We start from the raw sequence: 24,234 nt of genomic DNA on the forward strand, positions 1-24,234 counted from the left end.
TCAAAGATCCAGTTGAGAGATGTGCAGGGTGTAACGGTTGGGGGCCCCGGCGGGTTGCAGGTAGGCGCTGAGAAACCCCGGGAACTGGCTGGCCAGACCGGCGTTGTCGGTGAGCTCGCCGGTGAATTGAAACCCTTGCTGGCGGGAGTGGCTGCCCTGGCCGGCAATCACCAGGGGGCCGTCCTGGCTGGTGATCGAGAAACTCACGCCGGCATTTTCCGTGTGGCCCTTCAACACAAACGAGCCCAGCTCACCCTGGGGAATCAGACCGGTCGCCGCATGGAGCCATTCCACGTCCACCTCGGCGGTCTGGACGGAGCGCCAACTGCCCTGTGCCGACATCTGGTGAAAGTTCAAGAATCCCTGCCAGTCGCCCTTGCTCAGCAAGCCAGGCAACACGGGAGTGAGGTCCCGGGCTTCCAGGCCGAGCTCGCGCAGCTGGGTCCTCCATCCACCCAGGCCCACCTGCAGATGGCCGATGGCTTGCCCATGGGCCTGCATCTGGAACAGCAGGCCGCCCTCCTGGAAGCCGACCAGTTTCCAGCCCATGGGCGGCAGGGACACCGGACGCGGGTCCTTGTCCCGCTGGCCCGTCGTGATCACCCCGCGCCCGTTCCAGAGCGTGCCGTTGGCGTCGGCCAGGTCCCACGTGTGGTGGGAAGCCTGTTGCAGCGCCAGGCCGATGAGGCTGGCCGGTGCCTGCCACACGATGAACACCAGGGTCAACAGGCCCGTGATGGCGATCAGATGGAGACGCTTCACCGCTCGTCCTTTCCCAGTTCCAGCAAGGCCTGGATTTCGACCATGCCCGGCAAGTCGGTCCGAGTGGCTTTGGCCTTCTGCACGATCAGGCGCATGTCTTTCTGCGCGAAGGCCACCCATTCCACCCACTTGTCAAACGGAACCATGCCCTGCAGGGCCACCTGGTTCTCGGTGTCCAGGGTCTGAAGGATCTCGGGGGACAGGCCAAATTTGGCAATGGAATCGGTCACCGCCGTCACATTGACGCCTCTTACGTTGCCGCCCGCCGCAGGCCGTTGTCTGAGCTGCTGCCATTCGTCGGCCTGAACGCGCATGTTGCCCAGGACTTTCCATTCGGTCGCCAGTTGGGTCTGGGCCCGATCCTGGGCCGCCGCCAACGCGGACCAGGACCAGACCAGCGCCGCCACGGCCATGCCGGCCAGCCAGACCGCGAACAGGCGCTGATCTCGCTGGGACAAGCCCTTCCACCAGGATTGCAGTTGGTTCATGGTTGTTCCTTGGCCACCAGCGCCGTGGTGACGATGCCGTTGTTGACCGATTGGGTGATGGCGGTGTAGCCGCGCTGCAGCATGCCGGCCTCCAGGGCGCTGGCGTCCTGCTGGGTGCCGCTCCAGACCAGAATCAGGCGGCCCTGCTCATAGTCCAGGCTCTCCAGCCGGGCCTGGGCCAGCTGTTGCGCCAGCGCGGCCAGCACCGGCACGAATTCGTCCGGCCGCGACTCGCCCACGCGCGCACGCGCGGCCTGCCACATCTGGTGCAACTGGCGGGCGGGTTTGTCGGTCTGGTCGGCGCTGCCGCTCACCTCCTGCCAGAAGGCCAGTTGCTCGCCTCTAACCTGACGAATAGACCACCAGGTGTGGCCCAGACCCGCCAAGGCCGCCAGCATCTGGAAGGCCACGCAGACCGCGATCACGAGCAGCGCGGTCCTGAACGCAGGCTCGGACAGGAGCTTGCGCCGGGGCATCCAGTCGCCCACCAGCAGGTTGGGGCTGGGCTGCGACAAAGTGCTGCGCCAGTCCAGCGCCGCCGCGCGCTGGACGGGAATCCCCCACTCGCCTTCCAGCCCCTCGAACAGCGTGGGCTCCACGCCGTGCAGCACCACGCGCGCCGGTGGCTGGCCCGGGGCTTGCGCCCGGTGCAAGGCCAGCGCCACGGGAAGCGCGCCGTCGACGGGCATGTCCAGCTCCAGGGCCACCCTGCCATCGTGCAGCCACAGCTGGCCGTCTTCGTTCTGGAAAATCCGCCATTCGCCCGGGGCGGCAGGCAGCTTTTCGGCCAGCGACTCCACGCGCACCAGCGGTCGGCCCAGCTCGCGCATGCTGGCCAGCAGTTGCTCCAGCCGCTGGCGCTGCAAGGTGCAGCAGACCACCTCTTCGCCATGCTCTTTGCCCTGTTGGCGCAGCGGAATCACGACCACGCGGCCCAGGTCGTCCATCAGCCGGTCTTCCAGCGCCATGGCAACCGCCGTGGCGTCTTTCCAGCTCACCCCCGGGGGCAGTTTCACCGGGTGGTAGACCAGTTGCTCCGGGGACAGGATGGCGACGTGCTCGGTGGCCTGGGGCCACCGCCTGGGCACATCTCGTCCGGAGCTGACGAGGCGCTCCCCTTCGACCAGGCTCCAAGGACAGTCCAGGTGTTGATGCGGCCAGCCCGCATCGGTATAGAGATACAGAGTTCGACTCATGGGCGCTTCATCCAAACAACATCGGGCCAGGCCCCGGGTTTTCGCTTCAGCAGGGCGACCGCAGAAGCCCGCCCCTGCTCGAAGGTGGCGTGCACTTCCACCCTGAAGAAATCGCTGCGGACCGAAATGGAATCGGTCCGGAAGGCATCTCGGACCTCACCACTGAGCAAGGTGTAGAAGTCGGGCGTGTGGTTGAAGGGCGCTGCGGCGCGCCGGTCAAAAATCGCTTTGGCCTGCTCGAAACTGAGGCCGGGCACGATGGCGTAGATCAGCTCCAGCGGGGCGGTGTTCACGTTCAGTTTTGAATGGGCGTTGGGCAGCAGGGTGATGTACTTGCCCAGTTTTTCGATCACTTCCGGGGTGTAGCCGGGAACGCCTTCCAGGCTGGCGGGGCCCATGTAGCGCACGCGCTCCGACACCTTCCCGGACAGTTTCGATTTCAGGGCGCCCGCCAGCGCGGGCGGCAGCTCCAGTGCCCGCAACAGGCGTTCGTACTGCTCCCAGGCGTAGGGGTCGCCCGCCAGCAGCCAGGCCATGTTGAAGCGGGATTGTTCGTCAAACATCTGGCCGCTGATCTCGCCCCCGGCCACCGGGATGGGGGGCACCCGGGTGGACCAGGCCTCGCCCAGGTAGTCCTTGCGGATGCGCTGGTGCTGGCGTTCGTACAGGACCGAACGGGCCCAGTCCACGCCCCCCATCACCAGCCGGTGCGCCTGGCGCGCCTCGCGCAGCACCTTCACCTGCGTGACCCAGATATCGACACGCCAGAGAATGGCCGACGCCAGCACGGTGACCACCGCCACCAGCAGCAGCGCCATCAGCAAGGCAACGCCTTGCTGACGACGGGGAGAGGCCGGGGCGCGGATGCTCATGGCAAGGCATAGATCCGTGTGACGTCGCGCCCGTCTTCCAACGCCAGGACCATGCGCAAGGCATGGGGCCGGGCATAGGGCGTGCCTTCGAGCGGCCAGCGGTCGTGCCATTCGCCCTGGCCGTCCAGGAAAGACACGGTCATGGCCCGCACGCCGCCGAGCAGCGGCGTTTCCAGCCCCTGGGCCTCGGCCTGGCCCGTGCCCGGCGCGGCGTCCCGCGCACGGGACAGATCGGCCCCCAGCGTGCGCACCAGCGAGCCACCGCGCAAGGTGTACTGGACCGGCAGCACACTGCCCGCCGCACCCCAGACGGCCCAGTGGGCCGTGGCGCCCTGGCCCTGCCAGCGGGTCTGGGGAACCTCCATGGGCAGGCCATCGACGGTGGTGGTGACGTCCTCCCCCACGCGAGCCCAGGCCATGGCGATGCCGCGCCAGCGCGCCTGCTCGTCGTACACCACGTCGCGGGCCCGGATGACCTGCGCCAAGCCCTTGCTGGCCATGACGCCCAGCACGGCCAGCAAGGCCATGGCGACCATGACTTCCAGCAGCGTCATGCCTCGGGTCGTTCTTCGGGTGCCGGGCCGGGCCGTCAAAAGGGCTCTCCCGGCCGTGGACTGACCTGGTTGGTCAGGTAGCCCTGCACCACCACCTTCGCCGTCGGGTCGTCTTTCAGCGACACATGCACGTCCATCTTGCGCGCCAGCGGGCTGGGTGTTTCGCTCACCTCTTCGACGACGACAAAATCCTGCCCGCACTGGCGTTCGGCCTGCGCGGGCCGTATGCCCACCTCCAGCCAGCTGGCGCGCGCATGGTGCAGTTCGAGCCGGTTCTGCCCCACCCAGTCGGCACACATCTGGGTGCGCAGGCGCAAGGCGTTGGCCGCCGTCAGCCCCGTGGCCCGCACAGCCGCGATCAGGCCGATGCTGAGCACCAGCAAGGCCACCAGCACCTCCAGCAGACTGATGCCCTGGACGCCTCTGGGGCCGCCAGACGACCCGGTACGGTTCAAGCTTCGGTGTCGCATTCAGTGCCCTGGCTCCACCGTTTGCACCACCGCGCCCGAAGCCGTGGTGTCGAGCCGGACCAGCCGCTGCCCGTCGCGCAACCGGATGCGCAGCAGCGGTGGCGTGGCCCCGATGAACTCGATGCGCAGCGGCGGCTGCAACGCCTTGTTGTCCACCCAGGCCTGTTCGATGCGGACATCGTCGGCCAGTTGGCCCGCCCGCAGCGCGGCAGCATCGTTGGGGCGAAGCCAAGTGCCATCGGTCTGGCGCTTCTCGAAGTGGTAGCGGCGTCCGTCGGACACCATTCGCAGGTGCTGGCCGCCGATCACGCTGGCGAACATGGCCGCTTCCAGGGTGGCCACGAACTTCTCCGTGGAAACCTGCCGCTGCACCGCCGCCGCGCTGCGGGTATCGGGCATCGCCATGGCCAGCATCACCCCCAGGATGACCACCACCACCAGCAGCTCGATCAGCGTGAAACCGCGCTGGTTCATGGAAGGGGCAGACCCGTGCCATCGCGGAACCGGCTTGGCCGGGCCGCAGATGGCGTCCCCCTCCCGCGAAGCGAGAGAGGGGGAAGGCGCGAAGCGCCGCAGGGGGTGCTTCACATCAGCACCTGGTTGATGTTGAAGATGGGCTGCAGGATGGCCAGAACGATCATCAGGACCATGCCGCCCATCACCAGGATCATCAGCGGCTCCAGCAGCCGGATCAGGATGGCCACGTCGTGTTCCAGCGACAGCTGCTCCAGCCGGGCGGCCTGGGCCAGCATCTCGGCCAGTTGCCCGCTTTGCTCGCCGCTGGCGATCAGGTTGATCAGCAGCGGCGGAAAACCGTCCTTGTGTCGCAGCGCCCGGCTCAGGCCCTTGCCAGCGTTCACCTCCTGGAGCGCCGCGGCCACGATCTCCTTGAGCGGCAGGCGCTCCAGCAAGGCCTTGCCCGCCTCCAGGGCCAGCAGCAGCGGCACGCCGCTGCGCACCAGAATGGCCAGGGTGCTGGCAAACCGCGCGGTGTCGGCACTGCGCAGCAGCTTGCCCAGCACGGGGACCCGCAGCAGCCGCACGTCCACCGCGCGCCGGAAGCCGTAGGTCTTCATGGCGTTGCGCCACCACAGGCCGGCCAGCAGCGCCAGGCCCAGGGCGTAGCCCCCGAAGTCGCGCACGCCGCTGCTCACGCTCAGCAAAGCGCGGGTGAGCAGCGGCAGGGTTTGGCGCTGGTTTTCAAACACCGTCACCACCTGCGGGACCACATAGGCCAGCAGCACGCCCACCACGGTCAGGGCCACCACCAGCATGACCAGCGGGTAGATCATGGCCTCCAGCGTCTTGCTGCGGAGCGACTGGCTCTCGGCCAGGTAATCGGCTAGGCGCGACATCACCTCGCTGAGCTCGCCCGCCGTCTCGCCGGCCTTGATCAGGGCGATGTACAGCGGCGGAAAAGTGCGCGGGTGCATGGACAAGGCGCTGGCCAGGCTCTGGCCCGCGCGGACCTCGTTGCGCACCGCGTTGATGATCAAGCCATGCGCGGGCTTGTCCACCTGACCGGCCAGCGTGACCAGCGAAGCGTCCACGTTCAGCCCGGCCCGCAACAGCGATGCCCATTGCTGCGTCAGCAGAAACAAGGCGCGCGGCGGAATGCGGCCACGGCGTCCGCTGGCCGCGGACGCGTGGGCGCTGGCCTCGTCCACCGACACCGGCAGCAGCCCCTTTTCCCGCAGGCTGGTGCGCAGCTGGGCGGCGCTGTCGGCCTCCTGGGAACCCTCGACCCGGGCCCCGGACGCATCGATGGCCTGATAGCGGAAGGTTTTCATCGGTCCCCAGCCACGCGCATCAGCTCATCGACCGAAGTCACGCCCGCGCGCACCCAGCGCTGCCCGTCTTCCTGCAGCAGGCGCAATCCATTGTGCTCACGCGCGCTGTCGCGCAGCACGTGCTCGCCCGCGCCGTCATGGACCAGGCGGCGCAGCCGGTCGTCCATGCTCAACCATTCGTAAATGCCCAACCGCCCCGAATAGCCGGTGCCCCGGCACGCCGGGCAGCCGCGCGGCCGGAATGGGCGGCCCTGCTCTTCGCTGACGGCATCCGCGTACACCGGATCAGGCTCCTTGCAATGCGGGCACAACTGGCGCACCAGGCGCTGCGCCAGCACCCCGATCAGGCTGGACGCCAGCAGGAACGGCTCCACCCCCATGTCCACCAGTCGGGTGATGGCACTGACCGAGTCGTTGGTGTGCACCGTGGCCAGCACCAGGTGGCCCGTCAGGCTGGCCTGGATGGCGATCTGCGCGGTTTCCAGGTCGCGGATCTCGCCGATCATCACCACGTCCGGGTCTTGCCGCAGCAGGGCACGCAAGGCGCGCGCAAACGTCATGTCGATGCGCGAATGGATCTGCACCTGCCCGATGCCCGCCAGGTCGTATTCGACCGGGTCTTCCACCGTCATGATGTTGCGGTTGCGCGAGTTCATGCGCATCAACGCTCCGTAGAGCGTGGTGGTCTTGCCCGAACCGGTGGGGCCGGTCACCAGCACGATGCCGTGCGGCGCGTGGATGGCGGTGTCAAAGCTGGCCAGCGTGTCGGGCGCCATGCCCAGCACGGCCAGGTCCATGCGCTTGGGGTCCTTGTCCAGCAGGCGCATCACCACCCGCTCGCCGTGCGACGTGGGCACCGTGGACACCCGCACGTCCACCGTCTTGCCCGCCAGCCGGATGGCGATGCGGCCGTCTTGCGGCAACCGCTTTTCGGCAATGTCCAGCTGCGCCAGGATCTTGATGCGCGAGGACATGGCCGCGTGCAGCGCGCGGTGGGGCGCCAGCACCTCCACCAGCTCGCCGTCGCGGCGCATGCGCACCACGGTGCGCTGCTCCTCGGGCTCGATGTGGATGTCCGACGCGCCCTCGCGCACAGCCTGGGCGATCAGTGCGTTGATCAGGCGGATCACCGGCGCGTCGCCATCGCTGGCCAGCAGGTCTTCCACCGGTGGCAGGTCGTTGACCAGTTGGTCCAGGTTCACCTCCTGGCCCGCGGTGTCCACGATGGACGCGGCGCTGTCCGCGCCATCGGCGTACACCGAGGTCAACGCCTGGGAGAACTCGTCGTCGGGCACCACCCGCACCGGCACCTGCGGCCCCACCGCGCGGCGGACTTCGGCCAGGGCCGCCACGGGGGTGCCTTTGCACACCCACAGCACCGGATCGCCGCCCTCGGCGGGATGCAGCAGCACCCCATGGCGACGCGCGAACAGGTACGGAATGCGGCCAGCGGCCAACGCAGTCAGTGCCGCCATCGGCTACCTCGACTCGGTCATGGGCGCGGCGGGCTCCGCCGCGGGGGCGGCTTGCGCGGGCACCGTGCTGAGCGAGGTACTGGTTTTCAGGCCCATCGGGCTCAGCAAGGGGCCGGCTTCCTGTTTGACCGCCTCATTGGCCGCCTTCTGCAACCCCTGGATGTAGGCGTACCGGTCCATGGACAGGGCTGCATCCGCCTCGGCGGAGCGCAAGGTCTTGGGGCGGATGAACACCAGCAGGTTGGTCTTGGTGCGCGCCTTGCTGGTGTGGCGGAACAAGCCGCCGAGCAGCGGCACGTCGCCCAGACCGGGCACCTTGTTTTCCACGTCGCTCAGGCTGTCCTGCAACAGGCCGCCCAGCACGATCAGGCCGCCGTCCTGCACCTGCACCGCCGTTTCAATGGTGCGGGTGTTGATGGTCGGGCCCGAGGCGTTGCTCAGCGAGCTCGGCACCACGGAAGAGGCCTCCTGGATGATCTTCATGCGGACCATGCCCCCTTCGGACACCTGGGGCAGGATGCGCAGGGACAGCCCCACCTTGCGCCGATCGAAGGTCTGGAACGGCGTGACCGTGGCCGACGACGCGGTCGACGAATAGCTGCCGGTGACGATCGGGACGTCCTGCCCGATCATGATCTGCGCCTCCTGGTTGTCCAGCGTCATCAGGTTGGGTGTGGACAGGATGTTGCCGCTGTTGGAGGTCTCCAGAAACGTGGCCAGGGCCAGCAGGTTGGTGATGATGTCTCCATTGGGCAGGGTGATGGTCCCGTTGGCCACACCCAGGCTCAGGCCCGCCCCGGCCCCCGTCGGGGTCTTGGCCATGTTCAGGATGCCGGTATTGGCGGCGGGGAAACTGGTGCCGCCCACCAAGCGGGTGCCGTCAACCGCTTTGTCCAGGCCGCCCAGGGCCTGCCACTGGAAGCCGAACTGCGCCGCCGTGTCGCTGCTCACCTCCGCAATCAGGGCCTCCACATAGACCTGAGCGCGGCGCAGATCCATCTGCCGGATGACCTTGCGCAGCCGCTCGATCACGATGTTGGGCGCACTGATCAGGATGGCGTTGTTGGCCACGTCCGCCTGGACGTAGCTGCCCTGCACCAGCCCACCGGCGGTTTGCCAGCCACCGCCACCGCCGCTGCTGCTGGCGCCCGAGGCGCCCGCAGCGGAGGAGGTGTTGCCCCCCGTGTTGCCACCGGAGGTCAGGCCAGACTGTCGGTTCGCGCTCAGCGCCGAGCTGGCGTTGCTCTCCCCCGACAAGGAACCCGCCGCCTTGGCGGTGCTCTGGTCGGCGGACAGAACCGCCCGCAGCATCTGCGCCACCTCGCTGGCCACCGCGTTCTTCAGGTAGATCACCTCGATGTTGCCGCCGGCCTCCGGGCGGTCCACCTGCTTGATGAGCTGTTGCGCCCGCAGCAGCTTGCCCGGCGAACTGCTGCGGATCAGCAGGCTGTTGCTGTGCGGCTCGGCGTACACGGCAAACCCGTCACCCGCCACCGCGTTGCCCGCCGAAGCGCCGCCCGCCGCGGCTGCGCCTGAGCCAGCGCCTGGCTGTGCCGGGCCATCGGTCATCAGGTTCTGGATGATGGGGGCCAGCTCGGTAGCCGTGGCGTAGCTCAGGGGCACCATCGCCGGAAGGCCCATGCCCGGCACGTCGATGGCCCCCAGCACCACCTCCAGCCGTTTCAGGTTCTGCGCATAGTCGGTGACCACCAGCGTGTTGTTGGCCGTGGAGGCGACGACGGTGGCGGCGTTGTTCAGCAAAGGCTTGATCGCCGCCCCCACGGCCTGGGCCGCCTCGTACTTCAACTGGAACATCCGCGTCGTGATGGTGTCGCGCCCCGACAGGCCGTCCCCCGGACCCAGGCCCACGGACTGCTGACGCGCGTCGGCCTCCGGCAGGATGCGCACCACCTTGCCATCGTCCACCGCGGCAAACCCCTGCAGCCTCAGAGCGGCGACCAGGGTGGGGTACACCAGCGAGCGCGGCATGGGCGCCGCCGACACCACGTTCACATTGCCCTTGACCTTCGGGTCCAGGATGAACATCTTGCCGGTGAGCTCGGAGGCGAATTTCAACACCCCCGATATCTCTGCGTTGGCCAGATTGAGCGTGACCGCATCGTCGTTGGCCAGCGCGCTCAGACACCACAAACCCAGGCCTGCGCCACAAAGCAACTTGCGAAAATTCATCGGGAATCCTTGTTAAACGGGGCTGCCCCCTCTGGCGGCGGAGGGGAAAACCCGAAGGGGTTCCCGGGCGGCTCCTGCCCTCGCCCGTCTTGGGCCGCAGGCCTCAGAGTCAACTCGCCGCGCTGTGCGTTTTTGTCCAGCACGATACGTTCAGACAGCACATCCACCACGGTGTGGCCGGACGGCAGTTGGTCCCCGATCTGGGCAACCACCACCTCGGCACTGCCTTCCAGGGCGAGCAAGGCGCGGCTGCCACCGCCGGCGTTCACATACGTGCCCAGCAATCGCCAGCGGGGATCAATGCCGCCGGGAGGTGCGTTTTCGCCATCGTCGCTGGCGGGCTGCTGCGCAGCTTCCACGTCGAAAAAGTGGCGCGCCGTCACACGATGGCTCTGCTCCAACAGTGTGGACGATGCTTTGGCTGGCAGAACCGTGCCGCCAGGCGTTGCCAGCCACCAGACAGATTGGGCAAGGATCCAGGCCACGGCCATGCAGGCCAGGCCTTGCACCGCCCACGACAAGCCGTCATGGGGAGACCAACCCAGCCGACCATGCAACCGGAGGAGGCCATGAAAATTCCAGTGCATTCAAACTCTCCAACGGCCATTGAACAGGCACCGCGCGACCAGACCACACACGCCATCGCGCGGATGGCTATTTGCCAGCGGGTTCAAAAAAGAAATTCTCTATGGAGTTCGTCTGCTCTGCGGCATTGGGAATGAGACCCTGGGTCACTTGCGCTTCAACATCCGCCTTGCTGTAGATGGGGATGAGCATATAGCCCCCCCCTTTGTCCTCGGGAGCCTTTCGAATGATCGTTCCAGCCGCATCGGGTATCGCGCCTCCCGTGGTTTCAAACACGATGTCGGCCGCCAACGCCCGCGACTCAGGCGTGCCACCGTTGTCGACAAGAACCTGGCGATCCCTGTCCAAACTGCTCGCAATCTCTTGTTTCAATTCCTTTGGACCGAGGTTGCTTTGTGGATCGTAAACATCGTAATCAAGATTGGGCTCCCGCAATGGACCGCCGAGGGCCTTGAGCTCCTTCATGACTTCACCGCTGCCGCTGCTGCCTGCCGCCGCCTTGAATACAACCGCCACGGTGCGCGATTGGCGCAGAGCGTCCATCTGCGCATCCGTCAACAAATTATCTTCCACACCACTGGCTTTCGCAGCAGTCTTCGGTTGGCTGCCGGTGCCCACTTGTTCTTCCGTCTTGGCACTGCACGCGGCCAGCGCTGCACAAGCGGCAAGCACTGAAAAGAACGATTGGATTCTCATTTGATGATAGGAAGAAGGAAGAATGGAAAAAACAAAAAAATGGGCATGCACACAGCCCCAAGATCCGAAGTTTGCTCAGATCTTGGGGCGACCCATTCACAGAATATTAAGAATGCACATGCAATCTTCAATATTGCAAAAAACCGATCAGAGTCTGTTGCGATCAGGCGTTACGTGGAATATCTTGAAGGTGTATTCAGCCGCATTTGCAACCCACCGACCATCTCGTCTTTCGCCATCCCAGTTGTACGCCCAAGCCAAACCATTATTGCCACATTCATCCCAACGGACTTGCTGCTGGGGAACATGGAAGCCTGCGAAATACCCTTGCTTCCAGCGGCGGGCCACGGCAATCACAGGTTCCGCCCACATGCCGGGAGCAAAACGCGCATTTGCTGCCCACGATTGCGTGGTCGACTGAGACCAGGTTTCAGTTTGCAACCACCTCTTGCCCGCCTCTTGGGCACCAAAGGCGAGGTCAAAACCCACGCTGGTGCCAGTGCTGTGGGTATAACTCACCGTCTTGGAACCACTCCAGGTGAATGTGCACCAACTCGAGCCCGCAGAACAGAACTGCACCAAACCTTGCGATTTGCCACGCCATGTCCAGTCATGCCAGACGCTGGAGGCTTGGTTGAGACCATGTATGCGAGTGGTCCACCATTTGTGTGGCGTGCTTGAGTTTCCATACTTGCCGCCGAATGCGAGGTTCTGCTTACCTCCGCAAATCCACACATCGTGCGCAGCGGCAATGGTGGGTGCGATACTTGCCGCAAGGGCTGCCACTGCAATCACAGATTTAACAAATTTTGTCATGGTAGAGTTCGATTTTGATTGGTTTTATGAACAAGGATCAAGGCAGATCAGATGGATCTCGCGATCTGGAAAGTGATGTAGTGCCATTCGGCTACGTTGGCAGTCCAATATCCATGCTTTTTCCACTTCCAGTCGTAGACTGTGTTATTTCCCCCGCCACTGATCCACCCGGTACGGAACCAAGCACCATTGAAGCTACCGCGCTTCCAGCGGCGCACCGCCACCTTTACTGGATTGCAATAGAATCCCCCCTTGAAAGTAACACCGTTTGAGAAGCTATCGGTTGATGACTTCGTTTTTTGATGGGTTTTTGTGGTTGCGTGTTGATATTGGGCCGTGAATGCCATGATGTTCACACCCAACCCGATCGCCACAGAAGTTCCTTGCAAGTGGGAATACGAAGAAGTAACAGTTCTCCCCAAACTGTAGGTGCAGTCGATGGCATTGGATGAGCAATACATCGACATATTGTGATTCTTTCCGCGCCAATACCAGTCATCCCATGTATTGGATGCTTGAAGGTCGGAACCCAGCGCATAGGTTCCATCGCCTGGTATGACCGGGCCTACATCGGTTCGGTTCCATGCCGAGGCAACACCTGAGGTGGCCGATAAAACCACAGCCACGACCAATGCCAAATATTGGCGCATTTTTTTCATAAACACTCCTGATTCATCTTGGAGACACATTAATATCTTGACCGCTGGTTATGCGGCAAAGGGAGGGGGGAAATAGTCAAGGCTGGCTTCAGATCGGCAGTGGATTCGGTATCGAAAATGGTGTATTTCGCATCGGGCTCGCGCAATGGGCCATCATGATTTTTCAGTCCGGTCATCACGGCGCCGTTACCGCCACGGCCCCAAGCAGGACTGAAGGCCGTCGCGACGCTGCCCGGCCAGGTGGACACGGTCCGGGTCTCGGTCCGCGCCGCGTTGGGGGGGGCTTAGTCGTTGCGGTGGCGGAGCCTGCACCGTCGGTGTTGGCGCCGCAGCCTGCCAGCAGGGACAGGGCTGTGGACAGAATCAGGGGCCTCTGGGCTGACGGCACGGGCAGGATGGCGTTCATTAAAAATTAATTAGCAACAGGCATGCCAAAAAGTAAGAATTTGTTGCACCAGATTGGGGCGACATCACACCTCACCTTCACGACTTATTCATTACGTGCATCCCCCGCATGGGGTTTCCCGAGTGTTCTTTCTTCCTCTCAGGTTGTTTACGTTAGGTTCCAGCCCCTACCCTGTCCATCCGGGAATCCCGAGCCCCATCTCCAAGGCGCCTCCTAGGGTTTTCACCGCCAAGGGAAAAATGTCAAGATTCTGTAAGGTTGATCCTGCAGGCCTCCCGCTTGCGTACTTTGTTTGGCAATGCAACAAATTCCTGCCACTCGCAGCCGCTCTCACTTTCTGAATTTTTCTTGTGTATCAAGCATCTAGCCTTATCTCTTCCGGTGCATCCTTGCGGGTGGCGCTCATGAAGCGATCGTCTTCAGTTCAAGCGCTTTTCCTTCGTCGATGCACACGTTTGCATGGCTCAATCGCCTCATCACGTTAATTTATCTTTCATCACTTTTTCTGATGGACTTTTGGTACGCAGGTTCTGTCTGCCGCACGCATCACTCGGCCTATCGAAACGCCCCCCACCAGGGCACCCCACCGTGACCATGCCCGCCGATTTCCGCGTTTTGAGCCCCATCCCTCCGATGGCGCAACTCAACACGCCCTACCCCTCCGCCGCCTACCTCACCGACTTTCTGCGCTCGCGAGGCACCAATGCGGTGCAGGAAGACCTGGCGCAGGCCCTGGTCTTGAAGCTGTTCACGCCCGCCGGGCTGGAGGCCGTGCGTGGCCGCCGCGTGCTGGCCTTGCCCGAAGAGCAGCGCTCGGGCAGCGTGCACGCTTTCCTGGACCAGTTCGACGCCTACCGCAGCACCATCGGCCCGGCCATCGCCTACCTGCAAGGGCGTGACTCCACGCTGGCACACCGCATTGCCGCGCGCGGCCTGCTGCCCGAGGGCCCGCGTTTTGCTGCGCTCGACGCGTATGTGGACGGCAGCGGCGACCCGCTGGCCTGGGCCTTCGGCGCGCTGGGCGTGCAGGACAAGGCGCGGCACCTGTGCACGCTCTATCTGAACGATCTGGCCGACGTGCTGCGCGACGCGGTCGATGAGCGCTTCGAGTTCGTGCGTTACGCCGAGTCGCTGGCCAGCAGCCAGCCCACCTTCGACCCGCTGTACGGAATGTTCTTTCCCCAAAAGCTGGTTGCTTCCGCGATCCATCCAGCGGCATGGGTTCCGGTGCCCGCACCGAAGCCGTGTGTGAGGCCAGGGAACTTGCGGTATTCGACATGGGTGCCGATGGAACGCAGGGCTGCAACCCGGCGCTCCATCGTCGCCGGTGGAGCAATGCCGTCGTCTTCCCCGACCACGACAAAGGTTGCTGGCTCTGTGGATGTGTGGTCGCTGTGCCCGGTGTAGGCCATGACGACGGTGGAGGGCTTGGGGTGGTTTTCTCCGCCGAATCGTTGGAGCCCATGAGAACCGATACGGGCTGCTATCCTGGCGCCTGCGGAGCTGCCCCATAAAGAGTAGCCGCGGGTGTCGATGTCGAGTGTGGCTGCATGACTGAATATGAAACTCACCGCGGGGTGATCTCGGTTTTGGTGCAAAAAGTCCCGCTTTAGGGAAGGTCTGCACAACCTCGGCCGTTCTGGCCCGATGTGAGACAGTGAAGGCATGAAGCAAATGAGCCTGTGCGAGAGCGGATTCGAGCGCAAGACCAAGAGGACGCGCAAGCGCGAGTTCCTCGACGAGATGAACCTCGCGGTGCCGTGGGCCGAGCTGGTCGCGCTGATCACGCCGCACGCACCGGCCCCTGGCGCCAAGGGCGGACGCCCACCGTTTGCTGTCGAGACCATGCTGCGCATTCACTTCGTCCAGCAGTGGTTCAACCTCTCAGACCCGGCGATGGAAGAGGCGCTGTACGACATGGTGCTGTTTCGCGAGTTCGTGGGCCTGGATGCCGGCGAAGACAACCTGCCTGACGAGAGCACCATCCTGCGCTTTCGCCAACTGCTCGAAGCCCACAACCTGAGCTTGCAGATCCAGGCCACCGTCAACGCCACGCTGGCGGCCAAGGGATTGCTTTTGAAGAGCGGCACGGTGGTCGATGCCACGCTGATCGCTGCACCGAGCTCGACCAAGAACAGCAGCGGCGAGCGCGACCCCGAGATGCACCAGACCAAGAAGGGCAACCAGTGGCACTTCGGGATGAAGGCGCATATTGGCGTGGATGCCGATTCGGGCTTGGTGCACACGGTGGTGGGCACGGCGGCCAACGTCAACGATGTGACGCAGGCGCACGCGCTGGTGCACGGAGACGAAACCGATGTCTTCGCCGACTCGGGCTATCAAGGCGTGGGCAAGCGGCAAGAGACTCAAGAGATCAAGGTCAACTGGCATGTGGCGATGCGACCGGGCAAGCGCAAGGTGCTGGACAAGAGCACGCCGATGGGTGCGATCCTGGACCAACTGGAGCAGGCCAAGGCGCGCATCCGGGCCAAGGTTGAACACCCGTTCCGGGTGATCAAGCGCCAGTTCGGGCATGTGAAGGTGCGCTACCGGGGATTGGCCAAGAACACCGCGCAGTTGCACACGCTGTTTGCGCTGTCCAACATCTGGATGGCGCGGCGCATATTGCTGCAGGAGATGCAGGGATGAGTGAGTCTGCAGCAGGTCAGAGGGCGGCGAATCGGGGCGAAATCGGCCTTGAAATGAAAGCTGCGAGCCGCAAATCGCCGTCATGTGAAATCACGGACATCAGCTCACGCTGCGGCGGGTGTTATGCAGACCATCCCTAACCCGCTGGGGGTCAGTTCTAGATGGAAATCAACAGTGAGTCCGCCCATCAGCTACCGAGAGCTGGTCAAGCGCGCGGGCATCGAGTTCGTGCCGAAACTGCAGCCACAACATTGATGATTGGTCGAGGGGCCGTCGGCGCGGCATACCCGCCACGCTCAATCGCCCACGCCTGCATGCAACGAACACGCCTAGAATCCATCCCCCCATATATCAAAAATGAAGCGAGGCTAGGTTATGACTGTTGGCGAATGTTTTGGCACTCTGTTTTTCACATCCCTTTCAACCCATCGCCCGGCGTTCCAAGCACCATAGTGACTTCGCGCGGATGCCGGGTAGAGGATCATCCATTGACAACATACAAAGCAATTCAAAAGCATTCATCACTCACCGCCGAGTACTTGGCAATCTGCAAGCACGCTCGAGAGCAAGAGCAATCTCGCTCGCTGGCGACCTCGGACAACTGGGCGCATGTCGACAAGGCACAGGTGCACCAGGACTGGGACAGCCTGTACAAGGAACTTGCTCCGCTGGTAGCGGCTGCAGACCAGCCTGATGACGCCCAGGTGCAGTCCATGATGGCAAGGCACTACGCCATCGCGGCGAGGTTTTACGTGCCCAGCCGCGAGGCCTATGTCGGCCTGGGCGTGTTCTACCAGGAAGACCCCTCAATGCGGGAGTTTCACAACGCCTACCATCCGCAAATGGCTGAGTTCCTCAGGGATGCTATCTGCGTGTATGCGCTGGCGAAGTTGTGACATGTGAAGGTGCTGTGCCAAGCTTAGCTTCGTGCACACACTGAGAAATGGGAGCCCCGGCCGATCAATCCGGCTGGGGCTTTTTTGTCGGAGGAGTACTGCCCCTTCCACTTTACCGTTGAAAGGCAGTTTCGCAAGGGCAGATCAAGTCGCCAATTGCCGACGCCGCCGACCATTCGCAGCGCATAGGCGATCTGCTCTTCGCTGAATCGGGACTTCTTCATCGCTTCTCCTTGCCCCTCTCGGGGCCTTGGGAAGCAACCGTACCTCTAGTTTTGACCTGTCAGGGTTTTCCGGGGGAACGTCACTGCTGTCCCTCAACGTGTTGACCTGCACAGGTTCGCAGGGACGATCACCGACAACCCGCGATCCTTCAGCAGGTTCAGCGCCGCAGCATGAGATCGACCCTAGGCGCTGAAAACGGTACGTCCCTCGCCAGGCCTCGGTCACTCTTTGTCGGTGCCCAGGTAGCGGACTGATCGTGAAGGAATGCCGCAATCGAAGTGGCCAGTTGCACATCCTTGGCGTTGCCACTTCCGGCCAGCGCTTTCCCGATCTGAACCCACGACCCCAGGGCATCCGCCCGGTTGGCTCGTGCTTGTGCTCCCGTTTTGTTCACGGGCCGGACCTTCTTCAATCGTCCTTCCTCCCCGGCTTTCAGACGCCACAGTGCGTCCGGACTCCGGCTCTGCCCACGCGCCACCTGCCGAGTAGCTTCTGCCGCAACGCCATAGCCTCGCAGCTTCTCGGCAAATGTCTCGCGCCAACGGTGCAGGTCTGCCTTGCGTGGGTTGAGCCGCCGGCCACGGATGGATTCGGCCCGCACACTGATGTGCACATGCGGGTTGGCCTGGTGGTCGTGTAACACCATCACGTACTTGTGGTCGGTCAGCTCGGTCTGCGCAAACTCTCGGGCAGCTTTCTGCACGATCAGCGGGTCGGTGCCCCGGGGCATGGACAGCATGATGTTGAAGGCTTCACGCCGGTAGCCGACCTCGTCGATCAGGCTGCCGCCGTACCGCCATTCGTCCGCCAGTTCGTGCACCGCATCCTTGCCACGGATGGTCTCGCCTTGCTCGTTCTCGCTGTCGAGCCGACCGTTCTTGCTGATGTAGCGAAAGTGGGCCGCAATGGCCTGGATGCCCCGCCCTCCCCCGGTGACCTTGACCATGACCTGGGTTGCCCGCCGCACCACCGTGGCTTCGATCCGCTGGCGGATGGCGACGGCCCGATCTCGCAGGCCACCTCCATCCAGCCGGGGCTGTGGCTTGACCTTGACGATCCGGTTGCCGGGGTAGAACAGGCGGTCGCCCCATTGAACGAGCACGCCGTCGATGTTTGGTGTCTGATCCATGGCTTTCTCCTGGGTGTCAGCGGTAGGAACGGCGCCGGGCTTCGGCGGTGTGCCCATGCGGGTGCAGGTCGGCCAGCAAAGCGGCGGCCTGGCTGAGGTGGCGCCGAACATCACCATCCAGCCGGTTCAGCATGTCGCGGTACACCAGCGCCTGCGGCACATCGCCCAAGGTCAGAAACCGCGTGAGGGCGTGAACGTTGCGACTGAGGCTGGACAGATGGGCATTGGTCTCCGCCAGTTCGGCGAGCTGATCACTTCGCTTGAAACCGGATGTCAGGAAGGGAATCTCTGCGACGAGACCGGCCAGATAAGCGCCACGCGACAGCCCGGCCGACTGGGCACCGGCCACAAGTCGGTCGGCTTCGTCGGTTGTCAATCTGATTGACAACTTGACGGTGGAGACATCAGGAGCAAAGCGCAGTGGACCTCCAGACTTGGCCTGCAGCGAGGCACCACCCATACCCAGTTCGCGAGCCACCGCCCGCCGGACCAGCACCGAGACACTCACCCGCTCGATCTGAGCCCGCTCGACCAGCGCTGCCTTGAGACCGCGCATATCGACCGAGACGAAGTCAGGTTGATGGGTGTTCATGATCCGACCGAAGGGAGCACAACGTGAGCACAGCGGGACGTTTGTGAAATCGGCGGCGTACCGCCTTTCCTGCACTCACCCATGGAGCTATGTTCACCCAGTACCGACTGAGTCGAGGTGCTGGATTCGGTCGAAAATCCTGCCAAACGCATGCAGGGCCGGAGGCGGATCAAGTTGTCAATCAGATTGACAACTGAGCAGGCGAACGGCGCTCGCATGCAACTTGAATCACACGGGAGAAACCCAGTTGAGCAATGAATCACCACCTCGCGGACTGGAACGGACACCAGAGAGAGACGAGGTGTTGCGTCGCATCGGACGCAATGTCGTGAACTTCCAGATGGTCGAGGCCATGCTCAAGCACCTGAACGCCACCGCTTCAGTGCATGGGCCGGTGAGTCAACTAACTGAACGTGTGGAAGCGCAGAGGGAGGCGGTGCACCGCAAAACCATGGGAGAACTGGCCGGCAGGATGGTGACCCATATGTTGCAAGCACCGCCGGAACACCAGACACCCGATGAAGTCACAGAGCCTTGGGTCGGCTTCCGTTTCTCCGTGGAAGCCGATGCTCAGTTCGTTGACCAGCACGACCAGGAAATGCTGGCTCTGGTGGACGCGCGAAACGATCTGATCCACCACTTCCTGGCGCGCTGGAATTCGTCAGTGGATGGTGATGCAGAGGAAGCCCTGGCATATCTGGATGCACAACGGGATGAAACTTTTCGAATGCTGGACAGACTCAGGGGCTGGGTGACCGCGATGGACGAAAGCCGCAAGCAACTGGCGGCTTTCATGGCATCACCTGAAGGTGTAAGGCAGATGGAACTGGGCTTCCTGCAGAACAGTCGCCTTGTAGCGATGCTCGGCGAAATCGCGCTCAATGCTGCACGCTCGGATGGGTGGGCGTTGCTGTCAACGGCGAGGAACCTGATCAAGCGGAACGCTCCAACAGAAACGGAAAATCTGCAAAAGCGCTATGGCCACCAGAGCCTCAAAGGCATTCTGCTGGCCGCCGAATACTTCGATGTGATGGACGAAGCGCTGCCGAACGGGGGCTATCGCACGATCTACCGGATCAATGATCGGTACACGTTGCAGATGGGACAAAGCGATGCGTCCGAGCAAACGTCGGAGACAGAGGGCCGCCCAGTTGTCAATCAGATTGACAACCTGCGTCCTGTGACAGACCGATGAGGACCAGTCGACTCGTGTCCACCGCCTGTACTTGACCGCCCTTCAAAGGGACCACGTAGAGCTGTTTTGCCTTGGGTGGGGCCTGCAGCGTGTTCAGCACGACCTCGACGCCATCCAACTGGGCAAGCAACCTCAGTGGCGGCTGGCGAGTCCGCCGTGAGGCAGCTTCAGTTCTCTGGTCAGACCGGGCAATGCCCTGACCCTGCGTTGCTTCTGGTTCTTGCTCCCTGAGACCAGCTTCCATCGATTCGATCAGTGCCGATGTCTCTCGCCTCACGCTGCCCGCTCCCTCCGCCAGGTCGGACCGAAGTGCCTGGACCGATTCGCGGGAGATGACTGGGCGGTCCGAGACCCAGGCCGCCACGTACTGCGGATGCTCCTCGGCCAGCTTGCGCAGCGCATAGAGCTCGTTCAGCCCCCGGCAACGCCCCTCCCGGTACGCTGACATCAACCAGTCGGGCGGGTCGATCAGCGCAGTGGCCGTGGTGATGTACTGCCGACTCTTTCCGATGGTCCTCGCGATGTCGGCCTGCGTCTCGCCCCGGTTCATCGCCCGCTGCACGAACAGTGCGATCTCCAGCGGGGTCAGGCCCTTGCGCTGTTCGTTCTCGATGAACTGGTCCACGCTGTTGGCCGTGTGGTCCACAAAGGCCGGGATGTCCGCCACTTCCGCAAGCCGGGATGCCCGCAGGCGCCGGGCACCGAAGTTGAGCATCCACCGGCCAGGATCAGTGGGGTGTGGCCTCACAGACACCGGCTGGCGCACACCCCGCGCCTTGATGGTCTCGGCCAGTTCGGCCAGGGACTCGCCGTCGAACTCCTGGCGGGGTTGTTCCGGATCCTCATCGATCGCATCCAGCGGGATGCGCTTCGGAGTTCCCGACTCGGCGGTGGTCGGTGGCAGCAGGTTCAGGTTATCGAGCGACAGGGCCATGGCTCGCTCCATTTAGAGGGTGGGTCACGGTGGGCCTTGGGTTCGGGGAAAGCACCGTGTTGGCGATGAAGGTGAGGCCGGGTTCGATCTCGCGCCAGGCATCGCGCGCAGCGGTCTTCTTCATCTCCCACAGCACAAAGCCTTCGGCCTGCGCTTCGGCGATGGCCGAGCGGCGTGGCATGGAAGCGATCTCACCCGGCCTGGAGCCGATGGGTATCAGGATCGGGCTGTACTTCTGCAGCAGCTGCATGAAGTTCTCCCGCTGCAGCGGCGTGGCCTCCACCATCGTCGGGTACAGGCCGATCAGGTGCAGCTTGGGGTTGAGCACCGCCTGGATCCTGCGCACGCCGACCCGGGGGTTGTTGAGCAGCGCGGACACGCCGTCCATGGCCTCCTGGTTGAGCTGGATCGGCGAGAGCACGCAGTCGGCCGAAGCCAGCGCCGTGGTCATGCGGATGTCCGGGTTGGGGTTGGTGTCCACGATGCAGACATCAAACCGGCTGTCCATCGCCGCCAGGAAGTCCCGGAACTGGTTCGCAAAGGTGTTGTGCAGCGCGGGCTGGCGCTCCAGCCCGGACAGCTCCGGATCGGCCGCCACCAGCACGAAGTCGGCCGGCGGTATGACCGGGTTGCTCTGCACCAGAACCCCGCTGGCCGAGACCTCGGCCCGCGTGGCGCGCTGGCTCTTGCGAACCGGTTCAGAAAAGTTGCCCTGGTGGTCCAGGTCGACGGCCAGCACGCGCAGGCCGCGTTGGCGATAGAGGTGCGCTAGCAAGGTGGCGACGGCGGATTTTCCGACACCACCCTTCTGGTTGGCGAGCACAAGGGTCTTCATGGGGGAGTCCTCCGGCGCGACCGACAAGGGGATCACCGAGGTGGAGGACCGTTCCCGGGCGCCGCACTCGATGCGCCAGCGGCCGGGATCGCGCGAGCCGGCGCCAGCCGACGAGCGCGTTTCTGGTTTCACGCGCACGCACCGCTTGATGATGGAAGCGGTGCGGCGCAGCGGCGGCGCTGGATTCGGGCATGAATCCAGCGCATCAATCACTCAAGCCTTGAGCTTGCGCATCTCCTCGGCCAGCACCCACAGGGCACGGTTCAGGCTGATGCTGCGGTCGATGCTGGCCACCGGGCGGGTGTGCAGGCGCCGCCCCTTGGCGCCTCGACCGGGCTGGCCGCCCTTCATAGCGTTCTCCTGCACGCGCTGGAACGTGGTCCAGAGGCTGTTGCCGAAGTCCTCGGGGCGTCTTGCTTCGATCAGCTGGTCGGCGGTCACCGGGGCGGGTGGTTCGCCCCCCCCTCGTTCCCCGTAGCGCAGCGCCAGTGCGGCGGTGGCAAAGGCCCGCTGCTCCTCGAGCTGCAGCGTCAGCGCCTTCATGCTGTCGGTGGACGCGTCCACCACCTCAAAGTCCTCCAGCACCCGGAAAGCGCCTTCGATCACGTCGTCCTGGATGTTGCCCTTGTGCGGGATGCGGATGTCGTTGGAGACATCGCCCACCACCAGACCGTTGCAGCAAACGAACCTGAAAACGCCCGCAAGCATCTGGTAGCTGCTGGCGCCGTCGTGGCTGTTGATCAGGATGATTTCGTTGGCCTCAGGCCGGGTGTTCACCTGCCCCGCGTGGCGCATACGGATCATGTGCTTGGTGAACTCGGTCTTGCCCTCAATGCGGCTCTTGCTCTGGGCCACCATGAAGGGCTCGAAGCCTTCGTGGCGCAGACCGCGCAACACGTCGATGGTGGGGATGTAGGTGTAGCGCTCGGAACGGCTACCGTGTTTGCCTTCGGCAAAGATGGACGGCGCGGCCCGGCGCATCTGGTCTTCGGCCAGCGGGGTCTCGCTGCGGATGACGAAGGTGTTCTGACCAAAGCGGGCAGCCAGACGCGGGGAATGGGCGGTGGAGATCATGGTGGGCTCCTGGTTCGGGATGAATGAATGGAATAGAGACCGGGCGGCTGGCGCCCGGTGATGTGCTTCAGGCGCTGGCCGGCTATGGGTTCAGCGGTTCCTGCGCACTGCGGCTGCGGCGGGCTTCGCTCTCGGCCTTGCTGTCGAGGTAATCGATGTCTTCGACGGTGAACGCCATGCCGTAGACCTCTCGGCCGTCTCCGTCCTGGTACTGCGTGTTGTGCAGGCGTCCCACCACGTTGACGTGGGAGCCTTTGCCCAGGTACTCGGCGGCGTGTTCGGCCTGTTTGCCCCAGAGGGTCCACTGGATGGCGACCGCGCGTTCTTCGCGGTCTTCACCGCTGCCGCGGTACTGGTTGCTGATGGCGGTCAGCGTCGCCTTGGCGAGCCGGCCCTCTCGCCCGTTGACGAATTCGAGCTTGACGGCACCGGCCAGGTGCCCGTGACGCTGGATGACTTGAACGTTGGCCATGGTGAAACTCCTTGCGTGAGCGGTCAGCCGGACCCCGATCCGGGTTCCTCAAAACTGATCCTCTCGCTCGGACTCCCTCGCTCCCGCCCACGGGCGGGCGGGGGGTGGGCAAGGCCCCTTCCCTCGGGAAGGGGTGGGGGATGGGCAAACCTTGCTGCACGAAACAGTGAGCCAGTCACCTGGCCCACCGCTGAAAGATCCCCCCACAAGTCCCCCTCACCTGTGGATGGGGGCGCCGTGGGGGGATGACGGTGGGCCCATTGGCGCACGCGCTGCCCCGAGCCTCTTCGGGCGACCAGCGCAGCGCAAGCGACCGGGTGCACTGAGCAGCGGCGGCTCTGCGGACGGCGTGACACCAAGCGCAGCGACTGGCGCGGCGTTCGAGCCGGTGCGATCACTTCAGGGGCACACGGACCCCAAAGCGTCCAGCGGCCCGACTTCGGGCATGGCGGGTGATCGGGGGGACGATCTGCCGGGCGGGACGGGACCAGAGCGCAGCGACGGGAGCGGCCGGGACGGCAGTTCGTCCAGCGGGCTTCGTTGCCGCGCAGCGGCAAGGAAACAGAGCGCGCGATCCCCGGGCACGGGAAAGGGCCGCGACACCATGCCGCCGGCCGTGCCGGCCTGGACGAATACTCTTCGATGCCCGCGCGCAGCGCGCACTTCAATGAAGAACAAAAGGGGGCGAAGCCCCCAAGCTCAAACGAGGCCGATTTCTGCCATGGAGCAGACCACCTCACCCGCCACGATGAAGTGGTCCAGCACTCGCACATCGACCAGGGCAGCGGCCTGCTTGATCGTCTGGGTCAGGTGTTCGTCGGCCCGCGACGGTCTCGCTTCACCGCTGGGGTATTGTGCACCAGCACCAGCGCGCTGCTGTTGCGCAGGAGAGCATCGCGCACCACCTCTCGCGGGTAGACCGAGGTCTGACTCACCGTGCCCCGGAACATCTCGACGTAGTCCAGCACGCGGTTCTGCGAGTCCAGGTGCTCACCGCAAACACCTCGTGCGGCAGATGGCCCAGGCGCGAGCGCAAGAAATCCTTGACCACCGCGGGCGAGTCCATCAGGTCGCTGCCACGGACCTGGGCCGCCAGCAAGCGCTGCGCGGCCAGCAGCACCTCGTCAGCCTCGGCCGGCCGGTACTGACCGGTCACGTCGCGGATGAGCAAACCGCCCGAACCAGCGGGCACCGACAGGAGGGAATCGAGGGAAGAGAACAGATCGTGCTGCATGACCAACTCCGGTGATCGGGCGGGATTGCCCGAGACCGGA

General features: G+C 64.1%; 25 protein-coding genes and 2 pseudogenes. 4 read left to right on the top strand and 23 right to left on the bottom strand.

Annotated features, from left to right (window positions below; genetic code table 11):
- The 14 genes from gspN to KIH07_RS17350 form a co-directional block, all read right to left on the bottom strand.
- A complete protein-coding gene (gspN, locus tag KIH07_RS17285) occupies positions 1-762 on the bottom strand; it encodes a type II secretion system protein N (RefSeq protein ID WP_226493149.1) in 762 nt (253 codons plus the stop codon).
- Positions 759-1,250, bottom strand: coding sequence for a type II secretion system protein GspM (gspM, locus tag KIH07_RS17290; RefSeq protein WP_226493150.1), 492 nt, complete (start codon positions 1,248-1,250; stop codon positions 759-761). Before gspM ends, gspN begins: the two co-directional genes overlap by 4 nt.
- The gene (locus KIH07_RS17295; RefSeq protein WP_226493151.1) at positions 1,247-2,446 is read right to left on the bottom strand and encodes a type II secretion system protein GspL; all 1,200 of its coding nucleotides are present in this window, start codon (positions 2,444-2,446) and stop codon (positions 1,247-1,249) included. Before KIH07_RS17295 ends, gspM begins: the two co-directional genes overlap by 4 nt.
- Positions 2,443-3,318: a type II secretion system minor pseudopilin GspK gene (gene gspK / locus KIH07_RS17300; protein ID WP_226493152.1), complete on the bottom strand. Its 876-nt coding sequence runs from the start codon at positions 3,316-3,318 to the stop codon at positions 2,443-2,445. The genes KIH07_RS17295 and gspK overlap by 4 nt, the downstream gene beginning before the upstream one ends.
- Positions 3,315-3,911, bottom strand: coding sequence for a type II secretion system protein GspJ (locus KIH07_RS17305; protein ID WP_413465761.1), 597 nt, complete (start codon positions 3,909-3,911; stop codon positions 3,315-3,317). The genes gspK and KIH07_RS17305 overlap by 4 nt, the downstream gene beginning before the upstream one ends.
- The gene (locus tag KIH07_RS17310; RefSeq protein WP_226493154.1) at positions 3,908-4,342 is read right to left on the bottom strand and encodes a type II secretion system protein GspI; all 435 of its coding nucleotides are present in this window, start codon (positions 4,340-4,342) and stop codon (positions 3,908-3,910) included. The genes KIH07_RS17305 and KIH07_RS17310 overlap by 4 nt, the downstream gene beginning before the upstream one ends.
- Complete coding sequence (locus KIH07_RS17315; RefSeq protein ID WP_226493155.1) at positions 4,343-4,816, bottom strand: prepilin-type N-terminal cleavage/methylation domain-containing protein; 474 nt, start codon at positions 4,814-4,816, stop codon at positions 4,343-4,345.
- Positions 4,817-4,926: 110 nt separating this feature from the next.
- Positions 4,927-6,132 carry a type II secretion system inner membrane protein GspF gene (gene gspF / locus KIH07_RS17320; protein WP_226493156.1) on the bottom strand — a complete coding sequence of 402 codons (1,206 nt, stop codon included), beginning with the start codon at positions 6,130-6,132 and terminating at the stop codon, positions 4,927-4,929.
- Positions 6,129-7,607: a type II secretion system ATPase GspE gene (gene gspE / locus KIH07_RS17325; protein ID WP_226493157.1), complete on the bottom strand. Its 1,479-nt coding sequence runs from the start codon at positions 7,605-7,607 to the stop codon at positions 6,129-6,131. Before gspE ends, gspF begins: the two co-directional genes overlap by 4 nt.
- Before the next feature lie 3 nt (positions 7,608-7,610).
- Positions 7,611-9,797 (bottom strand): type II secretion system secretin GspD, encoded by a 2,187-nt coding sequence (gene gspD / locus KIH07_RS17330; protein WP_226493158.1) that lies wholly within the window; start codon positions 9,795-9,797, stop codon positions 7,611-7,613.
- Complete coding sequence (locus tag KIH07_RS17335; RefSeq protein ID WP_226493159.1) at positions 9,794-10,384, bottom strand: type II secretion system protein N; 591 nt, start codon at positions 10,382-10,384, stop codon at positions 9,794-9,796. Before KIH07_RS17335 ends, gspD begins: the two co-directional genes overlap by 4 nt.
- Positions 10,385-10,451: 67 nt before the next feature.
- On the bottom strand, positions 10,452-11,129 hold the full coding sequence (locus tag KIH07_RS17340) for a hypothetical protein (RefSeq protein WP_226493160.1): 678 nt from the start codon (positions 11,127-11,129) through the stop codon (positions 10,452-10,454).
- A 96-nt stretch (positions 11,130-11,225) separates the two neighbouring features.
- A complete protein-coding gene (locus tag KIH07_RS17345) occupies positions 11,226-11,894 on the bottom strand; it encodes a hypothetical protein (protein WP_226493161.1) in 669 nt (222 codons plus the stop codon).
- Between the two features lie 47 nt (positions 11,895-11,941).
- Positions 11,942-12,553 carry a hypothetical protein gene (locus KIH07_RS17350; RefSeq protein ID WP_226493162.1) on the bottom strand — a complete coding sequence of 204 codons (612 nt, stop codon included), beginning with the start codon at positions 12,551-12,553 and terminating at the stop codon, positions 11,942-11,944.
- A 1,000-nt stretch (positions 12,554-13,553) separates the two neighbouring features.
- Between KIH07_RS17350 and KIH07_RS17355 the strand changes: the two are divergent.
- A pseudogene (locus tag KIH07_RS17355) lies at positions 13,554-14,123 on the top strand (radical SAM protein); the annotation flags it as partial.
- Here the strand turns inward: KIH07_RS17355 and KIH07_RS25505 are convergent.
- Entirely contained in the window at positions 14,078-14,626 is a 549-nt protein-coding gene (locus KIH07_RS25505; RefSeq protein ID WP_319004852.1) for an alpha/beta hydrolase, read from the bottom strand. The pseudogene KIH07_RS17355 and the gene KIH07_RS25505 overlap by 46 nt on opposite strands.
- Between KIH07_RS25505 and KIH07_RS17365 the strand changes: the two genes are divergently transcribed.
- Positions 14,625-15,608 (top strand): IS5 family transposase, encoded by a 984-nt coding sequence (locus tag KIH07_RS17365; protein ID WP_226493163.1) that lies wholly within the window; start codon positions 14,625-14,627, stop codon positions 15,606-15,608. The two genes, KIH07_RS25505 and KIH07_RS17365, sit on opposite strands and share 2 nt — an antisense overlap.
- A gap of 488 nt (positions 15,609-16,096) precedes the next feature.
- The gene (locus KIH07_RS17370) at positions 16,097-16,504 is read left to right on the top strand and encodes a TipAS antibiotic-recognition domain-containing protein (protein ID WP_226493164.1); all 408 of its coding nucleotides are present in this window, start codon (positions 16,097-16,099) and stop codon (positions 16,502-16,504) included.
- Positions 16,505-16,527: 23 nt separating this feature from the next.
- Here the strand turns inward: KIH07_RS17370 and KIH07_RS17375 are convergent, their stop codons facing one another.
- The 3 genes from KIH07_RS17375 to KIH07_RS17385 all read right to left on the bottom strand — a co-directional run bounded on the left by KIH07_RS17375 (position 16,528) and on the right by KIH07_RS17385 (position 18,450).
- Entirely contained in the window at positions 16,528-16,728 is a 201-nt protein-coding gene (locus KIH07_RS17375; RefSeq protein ID WP_226493165.1) for a hypothetical protein, read from the bottom strand.
- Between the two features lie 158 nt (positions 16,729-16,886).
- Entirely contained in the window at positions 16,887-17,858 is a 972-nt protein-coding gene (locus KIH07_RS17380; RefSeq protein WP_226493166.1) for a relaxase/mobilization nuclease domain-containing protein, read from the bottom strand.
- A 16-nt stretch (positions 17,859-17,874) separates the two neighbouring features.
- On the bottom strand, positions 17,875-18,450 hold the full coding sequence (locus KIH07_RS17385) for a hypothetical protein (protein WP_226493167.1): 576 nt from the start codon (positions 18,448-18,450) through the stop codon (positions 17,875-17,877).
- Positions 18,451-18,778: 328 nt separating this feature from the next.
- On the opposite strand from KIH07_RS17385, the gene KIH07_RS17390 reads away from it, so the two are divergent.
- Positions 18,779-19,645 (top strand): hypothetical protein, encoded by an 867-nt coding sequence (locus tag KIH07_RS17390; protein WP_226493168.1) that lies wholly within the window; start codon positions 18,779-18,781, stop codon positions 19,643-19,645.
- On the opposite strand, the gene KIH07_RS17395 is transcribed toward KIH07_RS17390, so the two are convergent.
- The 5 genes and pseudogenes from KIH07_RS17395 to KIH07_RS17415 all read right to left on the bottom strand — a co-directional run bounded on the left by KIH07_RS17395 (position 19,605) and on the right by KIH07_RS17415 (position 24,194).
- On the bottom strand, positions 19,605-20,579 hold the full coding sequence (locus KIH07_RS17395; RefSeq protein ID WP_226493169.1) for a ParB/RepB/Spo0J family partition protein: 975 nt from the start codon (positions 20,577-20,579) through the stop codon (positions 19,605-19,607). The genes KIH07_RS17390 and KIH07_RS17395 overlap by 41 nt on opposite strands.
- Entirely contained in the window at positions 20,560-21,546 is a 987-nt protein-coding gene (locus KIH07_RS17400) for a ParA family protein (RefSeq protein WP_226493170.1), read from the bottom strand. Before KIH07_RS17400 ends, KIH07_RS17395 begins: the two co-directional genes overlap by 20 nt.
- Before the next feature lie 81 nt (positions 21,547-21,627).
- Complete coding sequence (locus tag KIH07_RS17405) at positions 21,628-22,488, bottom strand: DUF932 domain-containing protein (RefSeq protein ID WP_226493171.1); 861 nt, start codon at positions 22,486-22,488, stop codon at positions 21,628-21,630.
- An 82-nt stretch (positions 22,489-22,570) separates the two neighbouring features.
- Complete coding sequence (locus tag KIH07_RS17410) at positions 22,571-22,960, bottom strand: single-stranded DNA-binding protein (protein ID WP_226493172.1); 390 nt, start codon at positions 22,958-22,960, stop codon at positions 22,571-22,573.
- Between the two features lie 699 nt (positions 22,961-23,659).
- A pseudogene (locus tag KIH07_RS17415) lies at positions 23,660-24,194 on the bottom strand (JAB domain-containing protein).
- Between the last annotated feature and the right edge of the window lie 40 nt (positions 24,195-24,234).

Origin of the sequence: Hydrogenophaga taeniospiralis, assembly GCF_020510445.1 — a bacterium.
Lineage (GTDB): Bacteria > Pseudomonadota > Gammaproteobacteria > Burkholderiales > Burkholderiaceae_C > Hydrogenophaga.

Bases quoted from the DNA above. Each gene is read 5' to 3' on its own strand.
- KIH07_RS17380 (WP_226493166.1), bottom strand. From the start codon at position 17,858: ATGGATCAGACACCAAACATCGACGGCGTGCTCGTTCAATGGGGCGAC.
- KIH07_RS17375 (WP_226493165.1), bottom strand. From the start codon at position 16,728: ATGAAGAAGTCCCGATTCAGCGAAGAGCAGATCGCCTATGCGCTGCGA.
- KIH07_RS17395 (WP_226493169.1), bottom strand. From the start codon at position 20,579: ATGGCCCTGTCGCTCGATAACCTGAACCTGCTGCCACCGACCACCGCC.
- KIH07_RS17310 (WP_226493154.1), bottom strand. From the start codon at position 4,342: ATGCGACACCGAAGCTTGAACCGTACCGGGTCGTCTGGCGGCCCCAGA.
- gspF (WP_226493156.1), bottom strand. From the start codon at position 6,132: ATGAAAACCTTCCGCTATCAGGCCATCGATGCGTCCGGGGCCCGGGTC.
- KIH07_RS25505 (WP_319004852.1), bottom strand. From the start codon at position 14,626: ATGCCTTCACTGTCTCACATCGGGCCAGAACGGCCGAGGTTGTGCAGA.
- KIH07_RS17365 (WP_226493163.1), top strand. From the start codon at position 14,625: ATGAAGCAAATGAGCCTGTGCGAGAGCGGATTCGAGCGCAAGACCAAG.
- KIH07_RS17315 (WP_226493155.1), bottom strand. From the start codon at position 4,816: ATGAACCAGCGCGGTTTCACGCTGATCGAGCTGCTGGTGGTGGTGGTC.
- KIH07_RS17335 (WP_226493159.1), bottom strand. From the start codon at position 10,384: ATGCACTGGAATTTTCATGGCCTCCTCCGGTTGCATGGTCGGCTGGGT.
- gspM (WP_226493150.1), bottom strand. From the start codon at position 1,250: ATGAACCAACTGCAATCCTGGTGGAAGGGCTTGTCCCAGCGAGATCAG.
- KIH07_RS17350 (WP_226493162.1), bottom strand. From the start codon at position 12,553: ATGAAAAAAATGCGCCAATATTTGGCATTGGTCGTGGCTGTGGTTTTA.
- KIH07_RS17405 (WP_226493171.1), bottom strand. From the start codon at position 22,488: ATGATCTCCACCGCCCATTCCCCGCGTCTGGCTGCCCGCTTTGGTCAG.
- gspD (WP_226493158.1), bottom strand. From the start codon at position 9,797: ATGAATTTTCGCAAGTTGCTTTGTGGCGCAGGCCTGGGTTTGTGGTGT.
- gspK (WP_226493152.1), bottom strand. From the start codon at position 3,318: ATGAGCATCCGCGCCCCGGCCTCTCCCCGTCGTCAGCAAGGCGTTGCC.
- KIH07_RS17410 (WP_226493172.1), bottom strand. From the start codon at position 22,960: ATGGCCAACGTTCAAGTCATCCAGCGTCACGGGCACCTGGCCGGTGCC.
- KIH07_RS17345 (WP_226493161.1), bottom strand. From the start codon at position 11,894: ATGACAAAATTTGTTAAATCTGTGATTGCAGTGGCAGCCCTTGCGGCA.
- KIH07_RS17385 (WP_226493167.1), bottom strand. From the start codon at position 18,450: ATGAACACCCATCAACCTGACTTCGTCTCGGTCGATATGCGCGGTCTC.
- KIH07_RS17295 (WP_226493151.1), bottom strand. From the start codon at position 2,446: ATGAGTCGAACTCTGTATCTCTATACCGATGCGGGCTGGCCGCATCAA.
- gspE (WP_226493157.1), bottom strand. From the start codon at position 7,607: ATGGCGGCACTGACTGCGTTGGCCGCTGGCCGCATTCCGTACCTGTTC.